Annotated in this window: 18 protein-coding genes; 9 read left to right on the top strand and 9 right to left on the bottom strand. The window is 64.1% G+C overall.

Annotated features, from left to right (window positions below):
- From IC66_RS0125690 to IC66_RS0125670, 5 genes are all read right to left on the bottom strand, one after another.
- On the bottom strand, positions 1-1,535 hold a 1,535-nt coding region (locus IC66_RS0125690; RefSeq protein ID WP_038949574.1), incomplete at its 3' end, for a methyl-accepting chemotaxis protein.
- Between the two features lie 37 nt (positions 1,536-1,572).
- Complete coding sequence (locus IC66_RS0125685) at positions 1,573-2,034, bottom strand: chemotaxis protein CheW (protein ID WP_038949573.1); 462 nt, start codon at positions 2,032-2,034, stop codon at positions 1,573-1,575.
- Positions 2,034-4,109 (bottom strand): chemotaxis protein CheA, encoded by a 2,076-nt coding sequence (locus IC66_RS0125680; RefSeq protein WP_038949572.1) that lies wholly within the window; start codon positions 4,107-4,109, stop codon positions 2,034-2,036. The genes IC66_RS0125685 and IC66_RS0125680 overlap by 1 nt, the downstream gene beginning before the upstream one ends.
- A complete protein-coding gene (locus IC66_RS0125675) occupies positions 4,106-4,471 on the bottom strand; it encodes a response regulator (protein WP_018317043.1) in 366 nt (121 codons plus the stop codon). Before IC66_RS0125675 ends, IC66_RS0125680 begins: the two co-directional genes overlap by 4 nt.
- Positions 4,471-4,794, bottom strand: a complete 324-nt coding sequence (locus tag IC66_RS0125670) for an STAS domain-containing protein (protein WP_018317042.1) — start codon at positions 4,792-4,794, stop codon at positions 4,471-4,473. Before IC66_RS0125670 ends, IC66_RS0125675 begins: the two co-directional genes overlap by 1 nt.
- Before the next feature lie 271 nt (positions 4,795-5,065).
- Here IC66_RS0125670 and IC66_RS0125665 point away from each other — a divergent pair, with 271 nt between their 5' ends.
- From IC66_RS0125665 to IC66_RS0125655, 3 genes are all read left to right on the top strand, one after another.
- A complete protein-coding gene (locus tag IC66_RS0125665) occupies positions 5,066-6,187 on the top strand; it encodes an HD domain-containing phosphohydrolase (RefSeq protein ID WP_028142300.1) in 1,122 nt (373 codons plus the stop codon).
- A gap of 187 nt (positions 6,188-6,374) precedes the next feature.
- On the top strand, positions 6,375-7,043 hold the full coding sequence (locus tag IC66_RS0125660) for a hypothetical protein (RefSeq protein WP_038949571.1): 669 nt from the start codon (positions 6,375-6,377) through the stop codon (positions 7,041-7,043).
- 18 nt (positions 7,044-7,061) lie between these two features.
- Positions 7,062-9,212, top strand: coding sequence for an adenylate/guanylate cyclase domain-containing protein (locus IC66_RS0125655; RefSeq protein WP_028142298.1), 2,151 nt, complete (start codon positions 7,062-7,064; stop codon positions 9,210-9,212).
- A gap of 8 nt (positions 9,213-9,220) precedes the next feature.
- On the opposite strand, the gene pobA is transcribed toward IC66_RS0125655, so the two are convergent.
- Complete coding sequence (gene pobA / locus IC66_RS0125650; RefSeq protein WP_038949570.1) at positions 9,221-10,393, bottom strand: 4-hydroxybenzoate 3-monooxygenase; 1,173 nt, start codon at positions 10,391-10,393, stop codon at positions 9,221-9,223.
- A gap of 49 nt (positions 10,394-10,442) precedes the next feature.
- On the opposite strand from pobA, the gene IC66_RS0125645 reads away from it, so the two are divergent.
- Positions 10,443-11,348, top strand: a complete 906-nt coding sequence (locus IC66_RS0125645; protein ID WP_028142296.1) for a helix-turn-helix domain-containing protein — start codon at positions 10,443-10,445, stop codon at positions 11,346-11,348.
- A 352-nt stretch (positions 11,349-11,700) separates the two neighbouring features.
- Entirely contained in the window at positions 11,701-12,312 is a 612-nt protein-coding gene (locus IC66_RS0125640; protein ID WP_038949569.1) for a LabA-like NYN domain-containing protein, read from the top strand.
- 24 nt (positions 12,313-12,336) lie between these two features.
- On the opposite strand, the gene pcaG is transcribed toward IC66_RS0125640, so the two are convergent.
- Both pcaG and pcaH read right to left on the bottom strand, forming a co-directional pair.
- Positions 12,337-12,963: a protocatechuate 3,4-dioxygenase subunit alpha gene (pcaG, locus tag IC66_RS0125635; RefSeq protein WP_028142294.1), complete on the bottom strand. Its 627-nt coding sequence runs from the start codon at positions 12,961-12,963 to the stop codon at positions 12,337-12,339.
- 3 nt (positions 12,964-12,966) lie between these two features.
- On the bottom strand, positions 12,967-13,755 hold the full coding sequence (gene pcaH / locus IC66_RS0125630) for a protocatechuate 3,4-dioxygenase subunit beta (RefSeq protein ID WP_028142293.1): 789 nt from the start codon (positions 13,753-13,755) through the stop codon (positions 12,967-12,969).
- Between the two features lie 101 nt (positions 13,756-13,856).
- Here pcaH and IC66_RS0125625 point away from each other — a divergent pair, with 101 nt between their 5' ends.
- The 3 genes from IC66_RS0125625 to IC66_RS0125615 all read left to right on the top strand — a co-directional run bounded on the left by IC66_RS0125625 (position 13,857) and on the right by IC66_RS0125615 (position 17,718).
- The gene (locus IC66_RS0125625) at positions 13,857-14,777 is read left to right on the top strand and encodes a LysR family transcriptional regulator (protein WP_038949568.1); all 921 of its coding nucleotides are present in this window, start codon (positions 13,857-13,859) and stop codon (positions 14,775-14,777) included.
- 79 nt (positions 14,778-14,856) lie between these two features.
- Positions 14,857-16,161 carry a nicotinate phosphoribosyltransferase gene (gene pncB, locus IC66_RS0125620; protein WP_028142291.1) on the top strand — a complete coding sequence of 435 codons (1,305 nt, stop codon included), beginning with the start codon at positions 14,857-14,859 and terminating at the stop codon, positions 16,159-16,161.
- Positions 16,162-16,410: 249 nt separating this feature from the next.
- The gene (locus IC66_RS0125615) at positions 16,411-17,718 is read left to right on the top strand and encodes a GGDEF domain-containing protein (RefSeq protein ID WP_038949567.1); all 1,308 of its coding nucleotides are present in this window, start codon (positions 16,411-16,413) and stop codon (positions 17,716-17,718) included.
- 12 nt (positions 17,719-17,730) lie between these two features.
- Here IC66_RS0125615 and IC66_RS0125610 read toward each other — a convergent pair whose 3' ends face one another.
- Positions 17,731-18,351: a TetR/AcrR family transcriptional regulator gene (locus IC66_RS0125610; RefSeq protein ID WP_038949566.1), complete on the bottom strand. Its 621-nt coding sequence runs from the start codon at positions 18,349-18,351 to the stop codon at positions 17,731-17,733.
- 649 nt (positions 18,352-19,000) lie between these two features.
- On the opposite strand from IC66_RS0125610, the gene IC66_RS0125600 reads away from it, so the two are divergent.
- Positions 19,001-20,140, top strand: a 1,140-nt coding sequence (locus IC66_RS0125600; protein ID WP_038949565.1) for an MFS transporter, incomplete at its 3' end; no start/stop codon positions are given.

Raw genomic sequence — 20,140 nt, 5'->3', positions numbered from 1 at the left:
TGACCGACGGCGCGGTCGATCGGCTCGGCTGCCGCTTTCTCTCGGCGCGCAGCTTGCTCGATCCGGAAGAACGAGATGGTGGACTGCAGCTGCTCGGCTTGCGAGGCGAGCTCTTCCGAGGTCGACGACACCTGCTCGGAGGCGCTGGCGTTCTGCTGGCCGACCTTGTCGAGCTGCTGGATCGCCTGGTTGATCTGGGCCGAGCCGACGTCCTGCTCGCGGCAGGCCGCGGTGATCTCCTGCACCAGCTCAGCGGTCTTCTTGATGTCGGGCACGAGCTTGGACAGCATCTGGCCGGCTTCCTGGGCGACCTTCACGCTCTCCGTGGACAGCGTCCCGATGTCGGCTGCGGCGGCCTGGCTGCGCTCGGCAAGCTTACGCACTTCGGAGGCGACCACCGCAAAGCCCTTGCCGTGCTCGCCTGCGCGCGCGGCTTCCACGGCCGCGTTGAGCGCAAGCAGGTCGGTCTGGCGTGCGATCTCCTGCACGATCGTGATCTTCTCGGCGATGGTCTGCATCGCCTCGACGGCACGGCCCACGGCGACACCGCTGGCTTCGGCGTCCTTGGCCGACTGCCCCGCAATCTTCTCGGTCTGGTTGGCGTTGTCGGCATTCTGCTTCACGTTCGAGGCCATCTCCTCCATCGAGGAGGAGGCTTCCTCGGCGGACGAAGCCTGCTCGGTCGCGCCTTGCGAGAGCTGCTCGGCGCTCGCGGACAGCTCCTGGCTTCCGGCGGAGACGTTCTGCGCCGCAGTGATTGCCTCGGCGACGATCTGCCGGAGCTTTTCGACCATCCCATTCAGCGACTTGATGAGATCTCCGATCTCGTCGTTGCTCGCCGAAGGAATGGTCTGGCTGAGATCGCCCTCAGCGACCGCACCTGCAAGGCCAACGGCCCTTCCGAGCGAACGGCTGATCGAGATGGAAATCCAGAGCGCAGCCCCGATCGCGACCGCCAGCGAGATGCCGATCAGCGTCATCAGCAGGAATTGGGCCTGGTGCCCCTCTGCCTTGGACTGGACGGCCTGCTCTGCCATCTGCTTCTTCGTATTGGCGACATAGGCGCCCATGGATTCCATCGCGTCTGCGACGACCTTGCGGCCGTCACCCATCGAGCGCTCCATGGCCTTCGTCTTGTCGGTCTTCGCCAGCCGGATCGTTTCTTCCTGGTAGGTATTCATCTTCGCGTATGTGGCTGCGAAGCTGTCGAGCAGCTTCCTGCCGCCCTCGCTCGCCAGCGCGTAGACTTCGTCCCTGGTCTTCATCGCTTCCTCGCGAAGCCTGGCGGCCTCGGCGGCAAACTGGTCGGCCTGAGCCTCCGTGCCGAGCACCGAGTTCTTCTCGGCGCGCAGCTGAAGCAGGATGTCCTTTTCGATCTGCGTCGCCTTTTCCATGCGGTTTGCGCGCAGAACCATGCTGTCGGCGGTCGCCATCATGTCGCCGAGCTTCATGTAAGCCACGCCGCCCGCGATCCCGGACAGGACGATGATCACGCCGAACGCACTGGCAAGCTTTGCCTTGACGGTAAATCTCATTTCCAGCCCCTACCCCGGTCTCGCCCGAGACCTCATCTCAATTTAGAATGCGTTCCATGTTCGGAACGATGACGAACTCTTCACGCCACTTGGCAATGAAGCGAATGAACTCCGGCTTCCAGTGCATGCCGACGCGCGGTGTTTGCTGCACGTCGGTCTGGGAGATCTCCGTGACCTCGTAGACCTTGTCGGCGGTGACGCCGACCAGGACCGGCTCGCCGTCGAGCTCGAGCTCGATGACCACGATGCGCGTATCGGCGGAATCATCGAGCTGCGGCATGCCGAAGCGGATGCGCAGGTCGGCGAGCGGAATGACGTTGCCGCGCACGTTGATCACGCTAGGAACGAAGGCGCGCGCGCCTGCCACCTTGGTCACGGGGACGGGATCGATGATCTCGCGCACGAGGCCGGCGTCGAGCGCGAACTTCTCCTCGCCAAGGCCGATCATCACGACTTGCATCGCGTCAGCCTGCCGTTCGCCAGCCAAACCATCGTTCATCACGCCGCCTCGCTGATATGCTGCTTCTCGACCTTCGACTGCGCCAACGCGACGAGCTGCGCGACGTCGAGGATCAATGCCGCCGTGCCATCGCCCAGGATGGTCGCGCCCGAGAACATCGTGACATCCGAATGCAGCTTTGAGAGCGACTTGATCACGGTCTGGTGGTTGCCGATGATCTGGTCGGCGACGAGGCCGACGTGAGTCTCACCGGTCGAGATGATGATCGTCTTCTGATGACGGTCGGGCGTGCCCGATGCCGTCATGATCTCGCGCAGCCGGAGGAAGGGCACGAGATTGCCGCGCACGTTGAGGAAATTTCGACCGCGGGAGCGCTCGTCCTCGGCGGTCAGCTCGATGCATTCCTCGACCGCGGACAGCGGAATGATGTAACGGCCTTCGCCGACGCGGATCAGAAGACCTTCGATGATTGCCAGCGTCAGCGGCAGGCGCAGCGTCACCGTGGTGCCCTGGCCTAGCCGGGTCGACAGGTCGATCGAGCCCCGCATGTTCTCGATGGTACGCTTGACCACGTCCATGCCGACGCCACGGCCCGACAGCGCCGAGATGGTCTGCGCGGTCGAGAAGCCGGGATGGAACAGGAACTGATGGATCTCATGATCGGTGAGCACGGCGCCAGTCGCAATCAGCCCCTGCTCTTCGGCTTTGGCACGGATGCGCGCGGTGTTGAGGCCGCCGCCATTGTCCTTCACAGTGACGAGCACCTGTGCGCCGGAATGGACGGCCGCGAGCTCGATCCGGCCCTGCTCGGTCTTGCCATTGGCGGCGCGCGTGGCGGTGTCTTCGATACCGTGGTCGACGGCATTGCGGATCAGATGCACCAGCGGATCTGCCAGGCACTCGATCATGGTCTTGTCGAGCTCGGTATCTTCTCCCGAGGTGACGAATTCGACGGGCTTGGACAGATCGCGCGACAGATCATGCACGAGGCGGCGGAAACGGCCGAACAGCGAGCCGATCGGCACCATGCGCGCACCCATCGTGGTATCGCGCAGTGAGGAGGCCAGGCGCTCGATCTCCTCGGCGATCATCTTGATCGAGAGGTCGGAGCCGGAAGCGGCGAGCTGGGTCAGCCGCGCCTGGGCGATGACGAGCTCGCCAACGCGGTCCATCAGCTCGTCGAGGCGCTCGGCTTGGACGCGAACGGTGGCGATGCCGCGATCGTCGCGCTTGGCCTCGAGCTTCGGTTCAGGCTTTGATTCCGATTTCGGCTCCGCCTTTGCGACGAGCTGCTCGGCGACCGGCGCGGCAGCAGCCTCGACCGGCGGCGCAGGCATTTCGACTACCGGAGCCAGCTCCTCGTCGAGCAGCTGGAACAGCGGTGCCGGCGCAGGCGCTTCGACATGCTCCAGGGGCGACAGCGTCAGCTTCATCTCGTCCTGGACGAACATGAAGACGTCGTCGATCGCATCCTTGTCGCAGGCCGCGTGCAGCTTGACGTCCCACTTCAGATAGCAGTCTTCCGGCTCCATCTCGTCGAGGAACGGGACGCCGTCGGTGACAGGCACGACGAAGCAGGGGCCGAGCTTGCAGAGGTCTTCCAGCAGGTCGAGCGGATTCGAGCCGTTGCGCAGGATATGGGTTTCGAATTCCAGATAGAGGTGCCAGCCGGCCTGGTTGCTCCCGGCGGGAGCCAGCGGCGGGGCTTCGGCAATCTCCATCACCGCTGCACCCGGCTGGTCGGCCGAGACGAAGCGCTTGAGGTCGTCGAGGATGGCCTCGCCGATGATGTCGTCGGTCGACTGGGGATCTTCGATCAACGCGCGGATGTAGTCCTTGGCGGCGAGCGCGACCGAGATCAGCTCCTGGGTCGGCTTGATCTCGCCCTTGCGGACGCGGTCGAAGGCGGTCTCGAATTCGTGGGTGAAAGAGGCGACCTTGTCGAAGCCGAACATGGCGCCCGAGCCCTTGATCGTATGCAGGGCGCGGAAGGCGGAATCGACCAGTTCGCGGTCGTCGGGACGCTGGCCGAGATCGAGCAGGGCCCCTTCAAGAACTTCGAAGAGCTCGCTGGCTTCCTGACGAAAGACCTCGGTCGGGTCCATTGCGCTCATGCGCGCACCAGCTTGCCGACCACGGCGAGCAACTGCTCAGGCTTGAACGGTTTGGTGATCCAGCCGGTGGCGCCGGCGCTCTTGGCTTCCTGCTTCACCGTGTCGTTGGATTCAGTCGTCAGGAACACGATGGGCATGCCGACCGCGCTCGGCAGCTTGCGCAGCGCCCGGATCAGCTCCAGCCCGTTCATGACGGGCATGTTGAGGTCGGTGATCACGAGATCGAGCTTGCCGGCCTGCGCCTTGGCGAGCCCTTGCGCACCATCGCCGGCCTCGATCACGCTGTGACCGGCCGGCTCGAGCACCACCTTGATCATTTGCCGGATGCTGGGGGAATCGTCGACGGTCAGAATCGTGGCCATTAGGTGCCATCTTTCTTTTGCGGGAAATGCTGATCGATCATCGCCTCGCTGGTGAAGCCGGCGCGGCGAAGGGTGTTGCGAAGAGACTGTGAGAATGAGGTCAGCACCACCGGGCGGCCCTGGGCCTGCCCCGTCTTGGCTGTCGACAGCAGAAGCTGGATCGAGGTCACGTCGGCCTTGTCGACGCTCGAACAGTCGATCTCGAGCCGCTCCTGGCGGCCGAACGCCTCGCGAATGAGCTCATAGACATTGCGAATGGCCGCGATGCTGCAATCGGCGGGCAACCGCAACGACCACTTCGGCTCCGTGGGATTGAGCGCCATCGCTGCCCCGCCTTTGCTAAAATTCCACTACTCGTTTGACGCGAATCCGGTGAGCAAACCCCTAACACGGGCATCCGTACAACTACGGGTCACATTCTCGCGGAATTCGCGCAACTGTATGCAGGCGTGCACAGCCTCCTGAAATCTTTCATGCGCGGCGCGCATATCCGCGGCGCGGTTGCTCCCGTACGGCGCATTTGCTTCGCGTTAAATTCGCTCGGGTTATGGCGTGGGTTCGTGTCTTTGCCAGCGAAGAGAGCCCCGGCCGCCGATGCTGACCCAAGCACTTCTGGTTGACGACAGCCGCTCCGTCCTCAACTTCCTGAAACGTCACATCGAGGCTGAAGGCCTGGTCGAGGCCACCACCTTCCTCGATCCCGTGGAAGCGCTGACCTGCGCGCGCGAACGCGGCTTCGATCTCGTGCTGGTCGACTACGAGATGCCGCACATGGACGGCATCAGCTTCATCCGCACCTTCCGTGCCCTGCCCGGCTGTGCCGACATCCCGATCGCGATGATCACGTCGCGACAGACCGATGACGTCAAGATGGAAGCGCTGCAGGCCGGTGCAACCGATTTCCTGCCCAAGCAGCCGCAGAGCGTCGAGATGACGGTGCGCCTGCGGAATTTGATTCAGCTTGGTGCAGCCGTACGCAAGCTCAACGACCGTGCGGCGCATCTGGCCAGCGAAGTCGCAGCCGCGACACGAAAGCTCGGCGAACGCGAGGAGGAGATCATCCTGCGGCTCGCGCTCGCGGTCGAATACCGTGACAACGACACCGGCGAGCACACGCTGCGGGTTGCCAGGTACAGCCGCATCATCGCCGAGCAGCTCGGACTGCCGCCCCGGCTTTGCCGCGACATTTATCTGGCTGCGCCCCTGCATGACGTCGGCAAGGTCGCCATTCCCGACAACATTCTGCTCAAGCCCGGCAGGCTGACCGACGACGAGATGGCGGTGATCCGCACCCATGCAACCATCGGCGAGCGGATCCTGGCGGACTCCGGTTGCGAGCTGATCCAGCTCGGTGCGCAAATTGCCGCAGGCCATCACGAACGCTGGGACGGTGCGGGCTATCCAAACGGTCTGAAGGCAGACGAGATTCCGGTCGCCGCGCGCGTGGTCGCGGTGGCCGACGTCTTCGACGCGCTGACGACACGACGACCATATAAAGAGCCGATGCCGATCGAGGTGGCCCGCGGCTATTTGGTCGAGAACAAGGGGCGGCAGTTCGATCCGGCCTGCGTCGAGGCCTTCTTGTCGCGCTGGGACGAGGTGGTCGAGATCGCCGGTGAGCGGGCGACGCCGTTTCACAAGGCCGAGGCTCCGCTCACTCCGATCATGGCGTCTCCGGCCGAGGGCCGTTCGCCCGAGGCTGTCACGGCCACCTGATTTCGCCGTCCGGCCAACAGCTTGGCCCCCTCCTTTGTCGGCGATGGCCGGCTTGAACCACTTCCTGCTAGAGTGCACCAATAATCAAAGAGTGATTCTGGTCACACTTGCCTGGGCGCCTCCGATGCTAAAAATCGGACCGGGACGGGGACCAGCAAATTATCGGTCGAATTGAATGAGAATAGTCATGAGAAGCCTGATCGGCGCTGTTGTCGGCGTGTTCTGTACTGCGGCCACTGCCTTGGCAGAGACGCCGGCCGCGATCGTCGAGGATGTGCAAGGCAAGGTCGATGGCGTCGAGTTCATGGACTATGTCGCCGCGGGCAAGATCATCAAGCTCGGGCCCAAGGCCAGCATTACGCTCAGCTATCTCAAATCCTGCCTGCGCGAGACCATCAGCGAGGGCGTCGTGCTGGTCGGCGCCGAGCAGAGCACCGTGCAGCTCGGCGACGTGCAGCGCGCCAAGGTGCCCTGTGACACCAAGGCGGCGCAGCTCTCCGAACGCGAGGCGAACCAGAGTGCGGCGACCACGTTCCGGACCATGCGGTCCGACGCCAAGAGCGCTCCGTCCAAGCTGCCGACGATCTATGGCGTCGCGCCCCTGATCCAGGCCAAGAGCGGCAGCACGCTGGTGATCGAGCGCACCGACGGCAAGGAACCCACGATCAGCGTGCCGCTCAAGAACGACATCATGATCCGCGGCAAATTCTATGACTTTGCCAAGGCCGGGAAATCGCTGACCCCGGGCGGCAGCTATGTCGCGAGCCTCGGGGCCAAGCGTTACACCTTCCAGGTCGATGCCAGCGCTACCTCGGCGCCGACCCCGATCATCGGCCGCCTGCTGCGGCTCGAATAAGCAGCCTGCGACCGGGCGATGCGGCGGATCGGGGGACGGGACATCGTTGCGGCGACCCTGATTGCGCTCCTCACGGGCGCGATCTTCACGTCGCCGCCGCTTCAGACCCTGCAAGGCCTTTCGCTCGACATCCTCACGGCGATGCGCGGGAGGCTTCTCGGCGACAGCCGCAACACCGCGACATCGCCGGTCGTCGTCGTGGCGATCGACAGTGAAACCTACGACACACCACCGTTCAAGGGATCGCCGACGCAGACCTGGACGCGCGAGATCGGCCGGGTGCTCGGCAGCATCACCGAGGGCGGCGCCAAGGTGATCGGCTTCGACGTCATCTTTCCGAGCTCAATCGAGCAATCGGAGATTCCTTTTGGCGACACCGCCGTTGGCGGCCGCATGAAGGGATTCGATCGGGATTACCTGATCGCGCTTCGGCAAATCTCCGACAGCGGCAAATTGGTGCTCGGCGAAATCCTGAGCAATGACCATCCGGAAGTGCCCTATCGCGCCCAGCAAGTCGCCGTGCGCAACACCGTGCGGGCGCTCAATGTCCACACCGACCACGACGACGTCATCCGACGGATGCCGCTGAGCTTTGCCATCGAGGGGCGGCCGGTCCCCGCGATGGCGGTCGAGCTCGCTGCGCGCGCGGCGGGCGCAAAGCCCGAGATTGCGTCCTCTGGCGCGACCGAATTGTCCGGCTACGCGATCCCGAGTGCCGTGCCGAATACAATGGCGCTCAACTTCCGGGGGCTGGGACGCGACATCCCGACCTACTCTTTCGTCGATCTGCGCGCCTGCGTCGAAAAGGGTGACCGCGACTTTTTTCGCCGCGCTTTCGACGGCAAGGTCGTGCTGCTTGGTACGGTCCTGAATTTCGAGGACCGCAAGCTCACCTCGATGCGCCTGGCCGGCGGGTATGACGGCACGCCGGCGGCACGATGTGCCCTGCCCGCGCCGGCAAGCACCGTGCAAAAGTCCCGGAGCGACATCGCCGGTGTGTTCGTGCACGCCACCGCGGTCCGAAATCTGATCGAGCGCGATGCCGTGACCGAGCTCGGCTTCCCGATGCGTACCATTCTCACGATCGCGTTCGCGGCGATCATCGCCTGCGCAGCCTGCCTGCTCGCACCGAGTGGCGCGCTGCTCACGTGGTCCGCCCTCACCCTCGTTTATGCAGCCGTAGCCGTCAGCGCGTTCGTCCATGCCTTGGCGCTGCCGCTGACGGAGCCGGCACTCGCCAGCCTTGCCGCGCTCGCGATCATGATCGGCTACCGATTCATGCTGGCCGATCGCGACGAGCGCTTCCTGCGCAAGAGCTTTGCCTTCTATCTCGCGCCCGAGGTCATCGAGACCATGGTCACCTCCGGCAAGATGCCGGCGCTCGGTGGCGAGATGCGCAACGTCACCATGTTCTTCTCCGACCTCAGCGGTTTCTCGTCCATTGCCGAGACCATGACGCCGGGAGCACTGGTGACGCTGATGAACGAATATCTGTCCGCCATGACGGATATCATCGAAGGTCATGGCGGTTACGTCGACAAATACATCGGCGATTCCATCGTCGCGATGTTCGGTGCACCGGCCGACGATCCCGCACACGCCGCCAACGCCGTTCGCGCCGCGCTGAAGTGCCATGAGAAGCTGTCGGAGCTCAATGCGAGCAATCCCGCCTTCGCCGGTCACGGCCTGTCGCATCGCATCGGGCTGAACAGCGGCGAAGCCGTGGTCGGAAATATCGGCTCGCGCCGCCGCTTCAATTACACCGTGATGAGCGACACCGTGAACGTCGCCTCGCGGCTCGAGGGCGCCAACAAATATTACGGCACCGCGATCATGGCCTCGGAGACGACGATGACGCAGAGCGGCGACGCCTTCGCCTGGCGCGAGCTGGACGCGATCAGGGTGCTGGGCCGCGGCGAGGCCATCAAGGTGTTCGAGCCGCTGGCGGAGAGGGACGTGGAGAGTGCCGAACAGGCGAAGGTGACCGCAGCTTATGCGGAAGGACTGGCGTGCTGGCGTGCAAGGGAGTTTGCGAAGGCGGCCGATGCGTTCGGGCAGACGGCAAAGACCGATCCGGCGTCGGCGCTGTTTGCAAAACGCGCCCAGGCATTCACCGCCAATCCGCCGCCTGCGGATTGGACTCCGGTGAATACGCTGGAAGGGAAGTAGCGGCCGCCTTAAAACGGCAGGCCCACGTAATTCTCAGCGAGCAGGCGCTGCGCCGTCTCGGATGAGAGAAGATAATCCAGCTCGGTCTGCTGAAGCCGATCCTCGTATTCGAGCCGGTCGGGAAAGCGATGCAGCAGCATCGTCATCCACCAGGAGAAGCGCTGCGCCTTCCAGATCCGCGCGAGTGCCTTGGCGGAATAGCCTGCAAGGCCGGAATCATCACCGCTCTGATAATGCGCGAGCAAGGCGTGGTAGAGATAATAGATGTCGGACGCCGCGCTGTTCAGCCCGCGCGCCCCTGTCGGTGGCACGATGTGAGCGGCATCGCCGGCGAGGAACAGCCGGCCATAGCTCATCGGCTCGGCGACGAAGCTGCGCAGAGGCGCGATGCTCTTCTCGATCGACGGCCCCGTGATCAACTTGCCGGCGACCTCACCCGGCAGGCGGCGCTTCAGCTCGGCCCAGAACGCATCGTCGCTCCAATCCTCGACCTTGTCGGTCAGCGGCACCTGGATGTAATAGCGGCTCAGCACCTGCGAGCGCAGCGAACAGAGCGCAAAGCCGCGCTCGTGCTTCACGTAGATCAGCTCGGGCGACACCGGCTTGGTGCGCGACAGTACCCCCAGCCAGCCGAACGGATAGACCTTCTCATATTCGCGCAGCACATCCCTCGGGATCGACTTGCGGCTGACGCCGTGAAAGCCGTCGGCTCCGACGATATAGTCGCAATCGACACGGACGGTCTCGCCGTTCGCTCGATAGGTCACGTAGGGCCGGTCCGACGTCAGATCATGCGGCGTCACGTCCTGCGCATTGTGCACGACCTTGCCGCCGAGGCGGTCCCGCGCCTCATAGAGATCGCGCGTCAGCTCGGTCTGGCCGTAGACCAGCACCGAACTGCCGCCGGAATGCTTGTGCAGATCGATCTTGGACAGCACGCCGTCATGGGCGATCTCGAAACCGGTGTGGATCTCGCCCTCGCGGTCCATTCGCTCGCCGCACTGCGCCTCGCGCATCAACTCGGCGAAGCCGTGCTCGAGCACGCCGGCGCGGATGCGGGCGAGCACACGGTCGCGGCTGTATTTCTCCAGCACGACCGCGTCGATGCCCTTCAGGTGCAGCAGCTGGGACAACAACAGCCCGGACGGCCCGCCGCCGATGATACAGACCTGAACTTTCATTCTTGCGTCCTCCGTCGGCACTTTTTTGCAGATTTGGCGGCGCAGACCGATGGAGGGTTTCGCCATTGTCTTGTACTATTCGAACATGAGAGGCGCGCTCCCTGCCCCGGCGATCCGGGTCTACAATTTGTTCGGCGAGTCCGGCGATCTGCCTGACGTCGTGCATTGCGAGACCATCGCGTCCCGCTCGGTGCTGCACGACTGGACCCTGGCCGTGCACCGCCATGCCCGGCTGCACCAGGTGCTGCTGATCGAGCGCGGCGGCGGCGAGGCGACGCTCGATGGGCGGGTGGTGCCCTTGAAGCCGGCGCAGATCGTCAACGTGCCGGTCGGTCATGTCCACGGCTTCCGCTTCGTGCCTGATACGCAAGGGTGGGTGCTGACCATCGCCGCGGAAATTCTGGACGAGGCGCTGCTCGCCGCCGAGGGCCTGCGCGGTGCGCTGGCGCGCTCGGCCGTGGTGCGCGGAACGCCGCAGATCCGCGCCACCATGAAGCAGATCTTCGCCGAACATGCCGCGCGCGATTTCGGCCGCGCGCATGTGCTGCGGGCGTTGTCGTCGGCCATGATCGGGCTGGTGGCCCGCGCACTCACGAGCGAGAGCGGCGGCAACGGCACGGTCGAGTCCAGCCTGTTCCGCCGCTTCGAGGCGTTGCTGGAGCAGCATCACCTGGAACGCTGGAGCGTCGCGGACTATGCCGAGGCGCTGGCGGTGACGCCGACACATCTCAACCGGATCACGCGGGCGGCGACCGGTGATACCGCCTCGCACCTCATCCTCAACCGGCTGATCCGCGAGGCGCGACGCAACCTCGTCTATACCAATTTGCCGATCTCGACGATTGCCTACACGCTGGGCTTCGAGGACCCCGCCTATTTCAGCCGGGTCTATGCCGCGGCCACGGGGGTGTCACCGCGCGCCTTTCGCACCCAGCTGCATGGTGATGAAATTTGACACGCCGGACGAAAGACCGAGCGCGCCCATGTTTGAAGGCGACATTGCCGCAATGGCCCTTGTTGCCGGCGCAGCCACTTACCTTCGTATATCGGGTCCTATCCTTTGCATAGAAGCCCCTTACCTCAGTACAATTGAGCAGGGCCTGCTCGCGCCTTAGCGTGGCTGCATTCGGCGCCCTGGCGCTGGTGGCATGGAACCTCCCTTACCTTGGCGCAAGACGGCCACCCCTGTCCGGTCGTCTGCGCCGCTTTTTCAGTAAGTCATCGGCGCCTTCAGTATTTTCCGGCCGACATACCGTACTCTGACAGCTGATCGGCCAGCTTTCGTGTGGACTGGAGATTTGAGCACAATGTCTTCGATTGAGAAGATCGCACTCTTTATCGACGGCTCCAATCTACATGCCACCTCCAAGGCGCTCGGCTTCGACATCGATTACAGGCGTCTGCTCGGCGAATTCCAAAGCCGGGGTGTGCTGTTGCGGGCGTTCTACTACACGACCCTCATCGAGAATCAGGAGTATTCGTCGATCCGCCCGTTGATCGATTGGCTCGGCTATAACGGATACACCGTCGTCACCAAGCTTACCAAGGAGTTCGTCGACGCCACCACGGGCCGCCGCAAGGTGAAGGGCAGCATGGATGTCGATCTCGCCGTAAGTGCGATGGAACTCGCCAAGCACGTCGATCAGATCGTGCTGTTCTCGGGCGACGGGGATTTTCGTTCGCTGGTGGAAGCCCTGCAACGCCGCGGCGTCCGCGTGACGGTCGTCTCCACACTCTCCACTCAGCCACCCATGGTCGCCGACGACCTGCGCCGACAGGCCGACATATTCATCGACCTGGCAGAACTGAGACAAAGGGTCGGGCGCGATCCGGCCGATCGGCCGGGATCGCGCGAAATGCGTCAGTCGCCGCAATTCCTCGCCCGCGGAGCGATCAATCGCGGCGATCCGGTGGAGTGATCCTGCCGGACGGCGGCCGGATCCTCACACGTCGAAGAACACTGTCTCCTCCGGCCCCTGCAGATGGATCGTGAAGGAATACACGACCTTGCCGGCGCGGTCGCTGCGCTTTGCGATCAGCGTCGAACGCCGGGCCGTCTGTTCGATCAGGTTGAGCACGGGGTCGGCGGCGTTGGCAGCCTCTTCATCCGAGAAATAGAGCCGCGTGTTGAGGCCGATGTTGATGCCGCGCGCGACGATCCAGACATTGATGTGCGGCGCGCATTTCCGGCCCGCCTTGTCGACGATCGCGCCCGGCTTGATGGTCTCGAAGGTGACGAGACCGCTCTCGAAGTCGGAGCCGGCGCGGCCCCAGCCGCGAAACTCCTGCTCCAGCGCGCCGGCCGTACGGTCGGCCGGATGGTTGTAGCGGCCGGCCGCATTGGCCTGCCAGATCTCCAGCAGCACGTCGCGCAGCGGCGTACCGGTGCCATCGAGCACCTTGCCTTCCAGCGTGATGCGCTCGCCTTCCGTATTCGGCGTCGTCAGGACATTCGAGAAGTTCTTCTCGAAGATGTCGAAGCCGGCCATCGCCGGGATCAAGCCGATATGGACGTAGGGCCCCGCCGTCTGCGAGGCGGTTTCCTTGAGATAGTTGAGCGGCTGCGGCATGGCTCAGTTCCCCGCGGTGCGGTTTTCAAAATAGGTGGAGCGCTGGCCGCGCAGGACGATGTCGAAGCGGTAGGCCAGCGAGTCGAACGGCGTCGAGGCGTTGAGGTCAAGCGGCGCCACGAGACGGTCGAGCGCATCCTTGTCCGGGATCGTCGTCAGGATCGGACAAACCGGGATCAGGGGATCGCCCTCGAAATACATCTGCGTGATCAGCCGCTGCGCAAAGCCCGAACCGAACACGGAGAAATGGATGTGGGCGGGACGCCAGCTGTTGACGTAGTTGCGCCAGGGATAGGGGCCCGGCTTCACGGTGCGGAAATAGTAGTAGCCGGTGTCGTCGGTCAGCGCGCGGCCGCAGCCGCCGAAATTCGGGTCGATCGGCGCCAGATAGGTGTCCTTCTTGTGCCGGTAGCGGCCGCCGGCATTGGCCTGCCAGAACTCGACCAGCGTGTTCGGAACGCCCCGGCCGGTCTCGTCCAGCACGCGGCCGTGGACGATGATGCGCTCGCCGACGGGATCGCCGTCCTTGGCGTAGTTGCGGATCAGATCATTGTCGAGCGGGCCGAGATCGTTGTGGCCGAACACCGGCCCCGTGATCTCCGAGACCGAACCCTCCAGCGACAACAGCGACTGGCGCGGCGAGCGCAGCACCGAGGATTTGTAACCCGGCGCATGCGCCGGCGGATGAATCGAACGATCCCGCTGGAAGAAGCCCCCGTCGCCGAGCGGCGGCGTCAAGGGCTCGGAGCGGTTGAGGCGGGGATCCCGCAAGACTGGCGCCTGGGCATTCATCGTGTCTCTCCCTGGGGCGCCCGGGTCCGGACGCGCGGCTTGTCGGGAGATCATGGGGCCGGTCTATTCCACAGATAAATAGATCGATTATAATATATTGCATGAAAGAAATCGATCATTTGGCCCTCGACGGCCACGCCCTCGAACTGTTCCTCGCCGTGCTGGAGGAAGGCTCGGTCACGGCGGCCGCCACCCGGCTCGGCCTGACGCAGTCCGCCGTCAGCCACGCCCTGAACAAGCTGCGGCGAATCGCGGGCGATCCGCTGTTCGCCAAATCCGGCCGTGGCATCGTCGCAACTGCGCATGCGCAAGCGTTGGCCGCGAAGGCGCGCGCACTGATCGACGAGATGCGGAGCTTTGCCGGCGGCGTCAGCTTCGAGCCGCCACGCGCGCAGCTCTCGCTGACGGTCGCCGCCAATGACTTCCAGCGCGATCTGCTGCTGCCCCGGTTCTTCGATCATGTCGCCGGCCAGGTGAAGAGCCTGAACCTGCGCGTGATCCCCTCGCAATCGCCTTCGCCCGCGATGCTGCGCGAGAACCGCTGCGATCTCCTGATCACGCCGCTGCCGCCGTCCGGCATCGACATCGTGCAGAAGCGCCTGCTCCAGGACCATTACGTCTGTTACTTCGATGGGAAGGCACGCACCGCGCCGGCCAGCCGCAGCGCCTATCTCGCCGCGCGCCACATCACCGTCGTCTATACCGACAATGAGCGGCTCGACTTCGACCGCCGGCTGGCGGCCAACGGTCTTCACCGCGACATCGCGATCTCGGTGCCGAGCTTTTCCGGCGTGCCGTCCTTCTTGCGCGGCTCGCAGATGCTGGCGAGCATGCCGAGCCTGCTCGCATCCGGCGTGATGCGCGGCTTCGCGCAAACGCGCATACCGCTGGCGTCCCGCACGCGGACGCTGGCCGAGCTGCCGATGTTCATGGTCTGGCACCAGCGCTATCAGAAAGATCCGGCTCATCGTTGGGTCAGGAGCCAGCTCGAGACGGTCGCAGCGACGGCTGCCAAGGCCTGATCGCCGTTACCGCCTTTCGGAAGACCACCCCTCGCCAAACCCACTGGTTGCGCGCGGGCCGCCGCGCTAAAATCCCCCCATGACAGTGACCGATATTGCGAGCCGGACCTACAATCACAGCTGGCGGCTGGACCCCATCATCCGCAGCCTGCTTGATACCGACTTCTACAAGCTATTGATGTTGCAAATGATTCGGGAGTCCTACCCGAACCAGCAGGTGACCTTCTCGGTCATCAACCGCTCGCGCCACGTGCGGCTCGCCGAGATCATCGACGAGGGCGAGCTGCGGGCCCAGCTTGACCATGCCCGCACCATCCGCTTCACGAAGAAGGAGCTGATCTGGCTGGCCGGTAACACCTTCTACGGCAAGACCCACATGTTTTCGGCGGACTTCATCCGCTGGCTGGCTGAATTCCGCCTCCCCGAGTATGAGCTGCGCAAGGTCGAGGGCCAGTACGAATTGCATTTCCACGGACCGTGGACCCACACCACGATGTGGGAGATCCCGGCGCTCGCGATTCTCAACGAGCTGCGCTCGCGCGCTGCGATGAAGGGCCGCGGCCGCTTCGAGCTCGACGTGCTCTATGCCCGCGCCAAGGCCAAGCTGTGGACGAAGGTGGAGCGGCTGCGCAAGCTGGAGAATCTGCGTCTGTCCGACTTCGGCACACGTCGCCGTCACGGCTTCCTCTGGCAGCGCTGGTGCGTGGAGGCGGTGAAGGAAGGCCTCGGTCCGTCCTTCATCGGAACCTCCAATGTGCTGCTCGCGATGGATAATGATCTCGAAGCCATCGGCACCAACGCGCATGAGCTGCCGATGGTCGCCGCGGCACTTGCCAGGGACGACGAGGAGTTGCGCTGGGCGCCCTATCGCATTCTCGACCAGTGGCGCCAGACTTATGGCGGCAATTTGCTGATCGCGCTGCCCGACGCCTTCGGCACCAAGGCCTTCCTGCGCGACGCGCCGGAATGGGTCGCGGACTGGACCGGCTTCCGCCCCGACAGCGCGCCGCCGATCCAGGCCGGCGAGGAGATCGTCGCCTGGTGGGAAAAGAAGGGGCGCAATCCCAAGGACAAGCTGCTCGTCTTTTCGGATGCCATGGATGTCGGCTCGATCGAGGAGACCTATCACCACTTCGCCGGCCGGGTGCGGCTCTCCTTCGGCTGGGGCACCAACCTCACCAACGACTTCGTCGGCTGCCCGCCGGACGGCTCGTTCAATCTCGATCCGATCTCGCTGGTCTGCAAGGTGTCGTCGGTCGATGGCCAGCCGGCCGTCAAGCTCTCCGACAATCCGGAAAAGGCGACCGGCATGCCCTCGGAGATCGAGCGTTATCTGCGCGTGTTCGGCGACGCCGGCCGCGTCCGCAAGCCGGTGCTGGTCTAACGGCGCCGTCGAGACTCTCTCGATCGGGTAAACTGCGCACGACGAATGCGAGGCATTGGTTCGTCGATGCCCCGCTTTGTCCGATTTACCGGCATTTGAAGCGATCTGCGCATATCGGCTTCACAGCGCTTTCACCCTGCGATGCAGTCTCCCCCGCCTTTCAGGCCGAGTTAAGCAACCATATCCTCTACTTCGCGTTGCAGGCGCAGCGCTCCGCTGGGGGTCATTGCGCGATTTGGGGAACGCAGGGTGTTTCGCAGAACAGCGACGTCGACGAAGGGACACAGCTTCCTTCATGTCATCAAGCTCGTCTCGCCTTTCGTGATGGTCGTCGTGCTCCAGGCGGCGATCGCGGGATTCAGTCTCGAGGTGATGTCGTCGGTCCGCGCCTACGTCGCGGGCGAAGCGATGTGGTCGCGCTCGCAGAAGAACGCCGTCTATTTCCTCAATCTCTATTTGCATTCGGGCGATGCCAGCCAGTTCACGCAATACCAGGCCTCGCTTGCCGTTCCCATCGGTGACGAGTTCGCGCGCTGGGCGCTCGAGCGCGATCCGATCGACGTCGAGGCCGCCCGCATCGGCTTCCTGCAAGGCGGCAACCATCCCGATGACGTCGCGGGATTGATCTGGCTGTTTCGCTACTTCAATCGCGTCAGTTTCCTTCAGGAAGCGATCCGCGAGTGGGCCGCCACCGACCCCATGCTGCTCGAACTAAGCGTCTTCGGCGAAGTCATCCGGTCCGAATGGGAGAACGGTCCTGTTCGAGACGCAAGCCGGCTGCAATTCCTGTCGTCGCGGCTCTCCGAGCTCAACACCCAGTTCACGGTGCATGCCAACCGGTTCTCCACCGTGCTTGGCGAAGGCTCCCGCGCCATCAAGCTGACGCTGACCGGCCTCAACATCGTCACCGCAGTGACGCTGATCCTGCTCCTGATCTGGCACACCAGGCGATTGGTACTGCAGCGGCAGGCCTTCGAAGACGCCCTGCATGCCGAGAAGGAACGCCTGGCGTGGCAGGCATCGCACGACTGGCTGACCGGGCTGTCCAACCGCCGCGCCTTCGAGGCGCGCCTGCAAAGCGAGCTGGACGTTGCCGCGGCGGGATCGCTGGGCCTGATCCTGCTCGACCTCGACCAATTCAAGAACGTCAACGACAGCTGCGGGCACCTTGCCGGCGACAGCCTGCTTTGCCAGGTCTCCCGCCTCCTGCAACAGGATCGGCATCCGCGTGACCTGGTGGCCCGGCTGGGCGGCGACGAATTCGGCCTGATCCTGCCACAGTGCTCGCCTGCGAACGCGGTCGACATCGCCGAACGGCTGCGGCGATCGCTCGAGCTGTTCAGCTTCGCCTGGGACGATCGCTACTTTGCGGTGACCGCCAGCATCGGCGTCACCTGCATCGCCGACGCCAGCACCACGCTCGAAGGCGCGATGCGGCGCGCGGACGCCGCCTGCTATCGCGCCAAGGAAAAGGGACGCAACCGCGTTCAGGTCGACGGCGGAAGACCTGATGTCATCGTCGTTGCAGCCCGACCGCGCGAGGTCGCGCGCGCCTGACGCTCTCCGTCGTCACCGCGGCGACACGATCCCGAGACCCACCAGATGCGCATCGATGAATTGTTCGACCTGCTGACGCAGCATCTGCGGCGGCACGGCCACCATGCGCTCCTCGAGACCGAGCGAGATGATGCCATGCACGGCAGAAAACAAGGTGCGCGACAACAGCGCGATCTTCACGTCATCCGCATCCGGTAGCAGCCGCACCAGGGGCGGATGCATCAGCGCGAAAGCATCCATCACCATCTGCAGGATGTCGTCGGGATAAGGACGGTCGTCCTCCATCCGATGCTCGAACAGCGAGCGCAGCAGATTGGCGTGCTCCGCGAAGAATTCGAGATAGGTCTCGGCAAGCCCGTAGAGCTGGCGAACAGGATCTTCGGCCGGAACCCCGCGAAGCCGGGCCGTGAGGGCCTGAACGGTCTCCCGATTGACGGTCAGGATGACCCCGTCGAAGTCGCCGAACTCGTTGTAGACGCTGCCAACGGAGCAGCCGGCGGCCTCGGCAACATCCCGAACCTTCAACGATCTCAATCCTTTAGTCGCGATAATCCCCCGGGCAATCTCCAGGATCTGGAGCCGTCGCCGATTTTTTTTCTGATCCCGCAACGATTCTTCTTGAACATTGTTCATTTTCGAGCTACTCATGTGAACATTGTTCAAACTAACCTGGAGACGACCAAAATGCAAACCCTCGCTGTTGATATCGCCGCCACCTTCGTCGACGACGCCACCGCCCTGGTGACTGGCCTTGGCCGCGCCCTGCTGCGGTTCGCCATGACGCCGATCGATCGCATCGCAAATGCCTGCGACATTGCCGGCGTGCTTGCCGAACGCCGCGCGACCTTCCGGATGTGGCGGGCCAGCCGCACGCGCGCCCGTCAAGAGGGCCGCCGATTCAGCCTGCTCCGCCGCCTCTCGCCCTTTCGTCACCTCGCCCATCTCACCTGAGGCGCACGCGACCTGCACACGCGGGCCGGCTCGAATGCAAGAACTGGTTGCAAGGAAGGACTTACCATGTCCCGATGTTCGCGGCCGATCTCGCCAGACTTCAGTGACGCGGTTCAGCTTTTCCTCATCGCTCGGCGCATACCCCGTGAGGGCGCCCAGATATTTTGCGAACCTAACGACACCGCCTGGAGACCAACAGGATCAGAGGGATCGAGGGGACAAGGCAGGCGGCGATCAGTGCCCGCAATCGTTCGTCCCCTCCCCTTCCGGTCGTGACGCTTCAAAGACAACGTAACGAACCTCATTCTGCCTTTCCAAAACAGGACTAGTCATGATCAGGGAATTGATGTCGTCACGGCGCTTTGCCCCACTGTTCTGGGCGCAATTCTTCTCGGCGCTCAATGACAACGTGCTCAAGAACGCGCTCGTCATCATCCTGCTTTACAGTGCCGCAACCGGCCACGGCGATGCGCTGGTGACGGTGGCAGGCGCCGTCTTCATCTTCCCCTATTTCATCCTGTCCGGGCTCGGCGGCCAGCTCGCCGACAAATACGTCAAATCCGTCGTCGCAAGGCGGCTCAAATTCGCCGAGATCTTCGCCGCGGCCTTTGCCGCCGCCGGCTTCTTTCTGCACTCGGTGCCGCTGCTGTTCGCGGCGCTCGCCCTGTTCGGCATCATCGCCGCGCTGTTCGGACCCGTGAAATATTCCATGCTGCCGGATCAGCTCGAGCTCGGCGAGCTCGCGACCGGCAACGCGCTCGTCGAAGGCGCGACCTTCATGGCGATCCTGCTCGGCACCGTCGCCGGCGGCCAGTTCGTGGCGGGATCCGCGCATATGGGCTGGGTCGCATCCGCCGTGGTCGTGCTGGCCTTGTTGTCATGGGCCTTCGCCTCACGCATTCCGCAGACGACGCCGTCTGCGCCTGACCTGCCGGTCGATGCCAATCCCTGGACCTCGACGGTGGGCCTTCTCAAGACCCTGCATGCCGACCATCGGCTGTGGGACGGCACGGTGATCGTCTCCTGGTTCTGGCTGGTCGGCGCGATCGTGCTGTCGCTGCTGCCGGCGCTGGTCAAGGATGTCGTTGGCGGCACCGAGGGCGTGGTGACGCTGTGCCTTGCGATCTTCGCGATCGGCATCGCCATCGGCTCGCTGTTTGCCGCGAGCCTCAGCCACGTTCGCCCGAATCTCGCGCTGGTGCCGATCGGCGCCATCATCATGGGGTTTGCCGGCCTCGATCTCGCCTGGGCCATCGGCGTGACCGCCAAGGGCCAGGACATCACCGCGGCCGGTTTCGCGACCTCGTTCGCAGGCCTGCGTATGCTCGTCGACTTCGTCGCCTTCGCATTCGGCGGCGGCCTGTTCGTCGTTCCCTCCTTCGCCGCGGTCCAGGCCTGGTCGGCACCATCCGAGCGCGCCCGCATCATCGCCGCCGGCAACGTACTGCAGGCCGCCTTCATGGTGGTCGGC

Source organism: Bradyrhizobium genomosp. III (assembly GCF_000261705.1).
Classification (GTDB): domain Bacteria; phylum Pseudomonadota; class Alphaproteobacteria; order Rhizobiales; family Xanthobacteraceae; genus Bradyrhizobium; species Bradyrhizobium ottawaense.
This window is presented reverse-complemented; position numbering and strand designations above follow the sequence as displayed.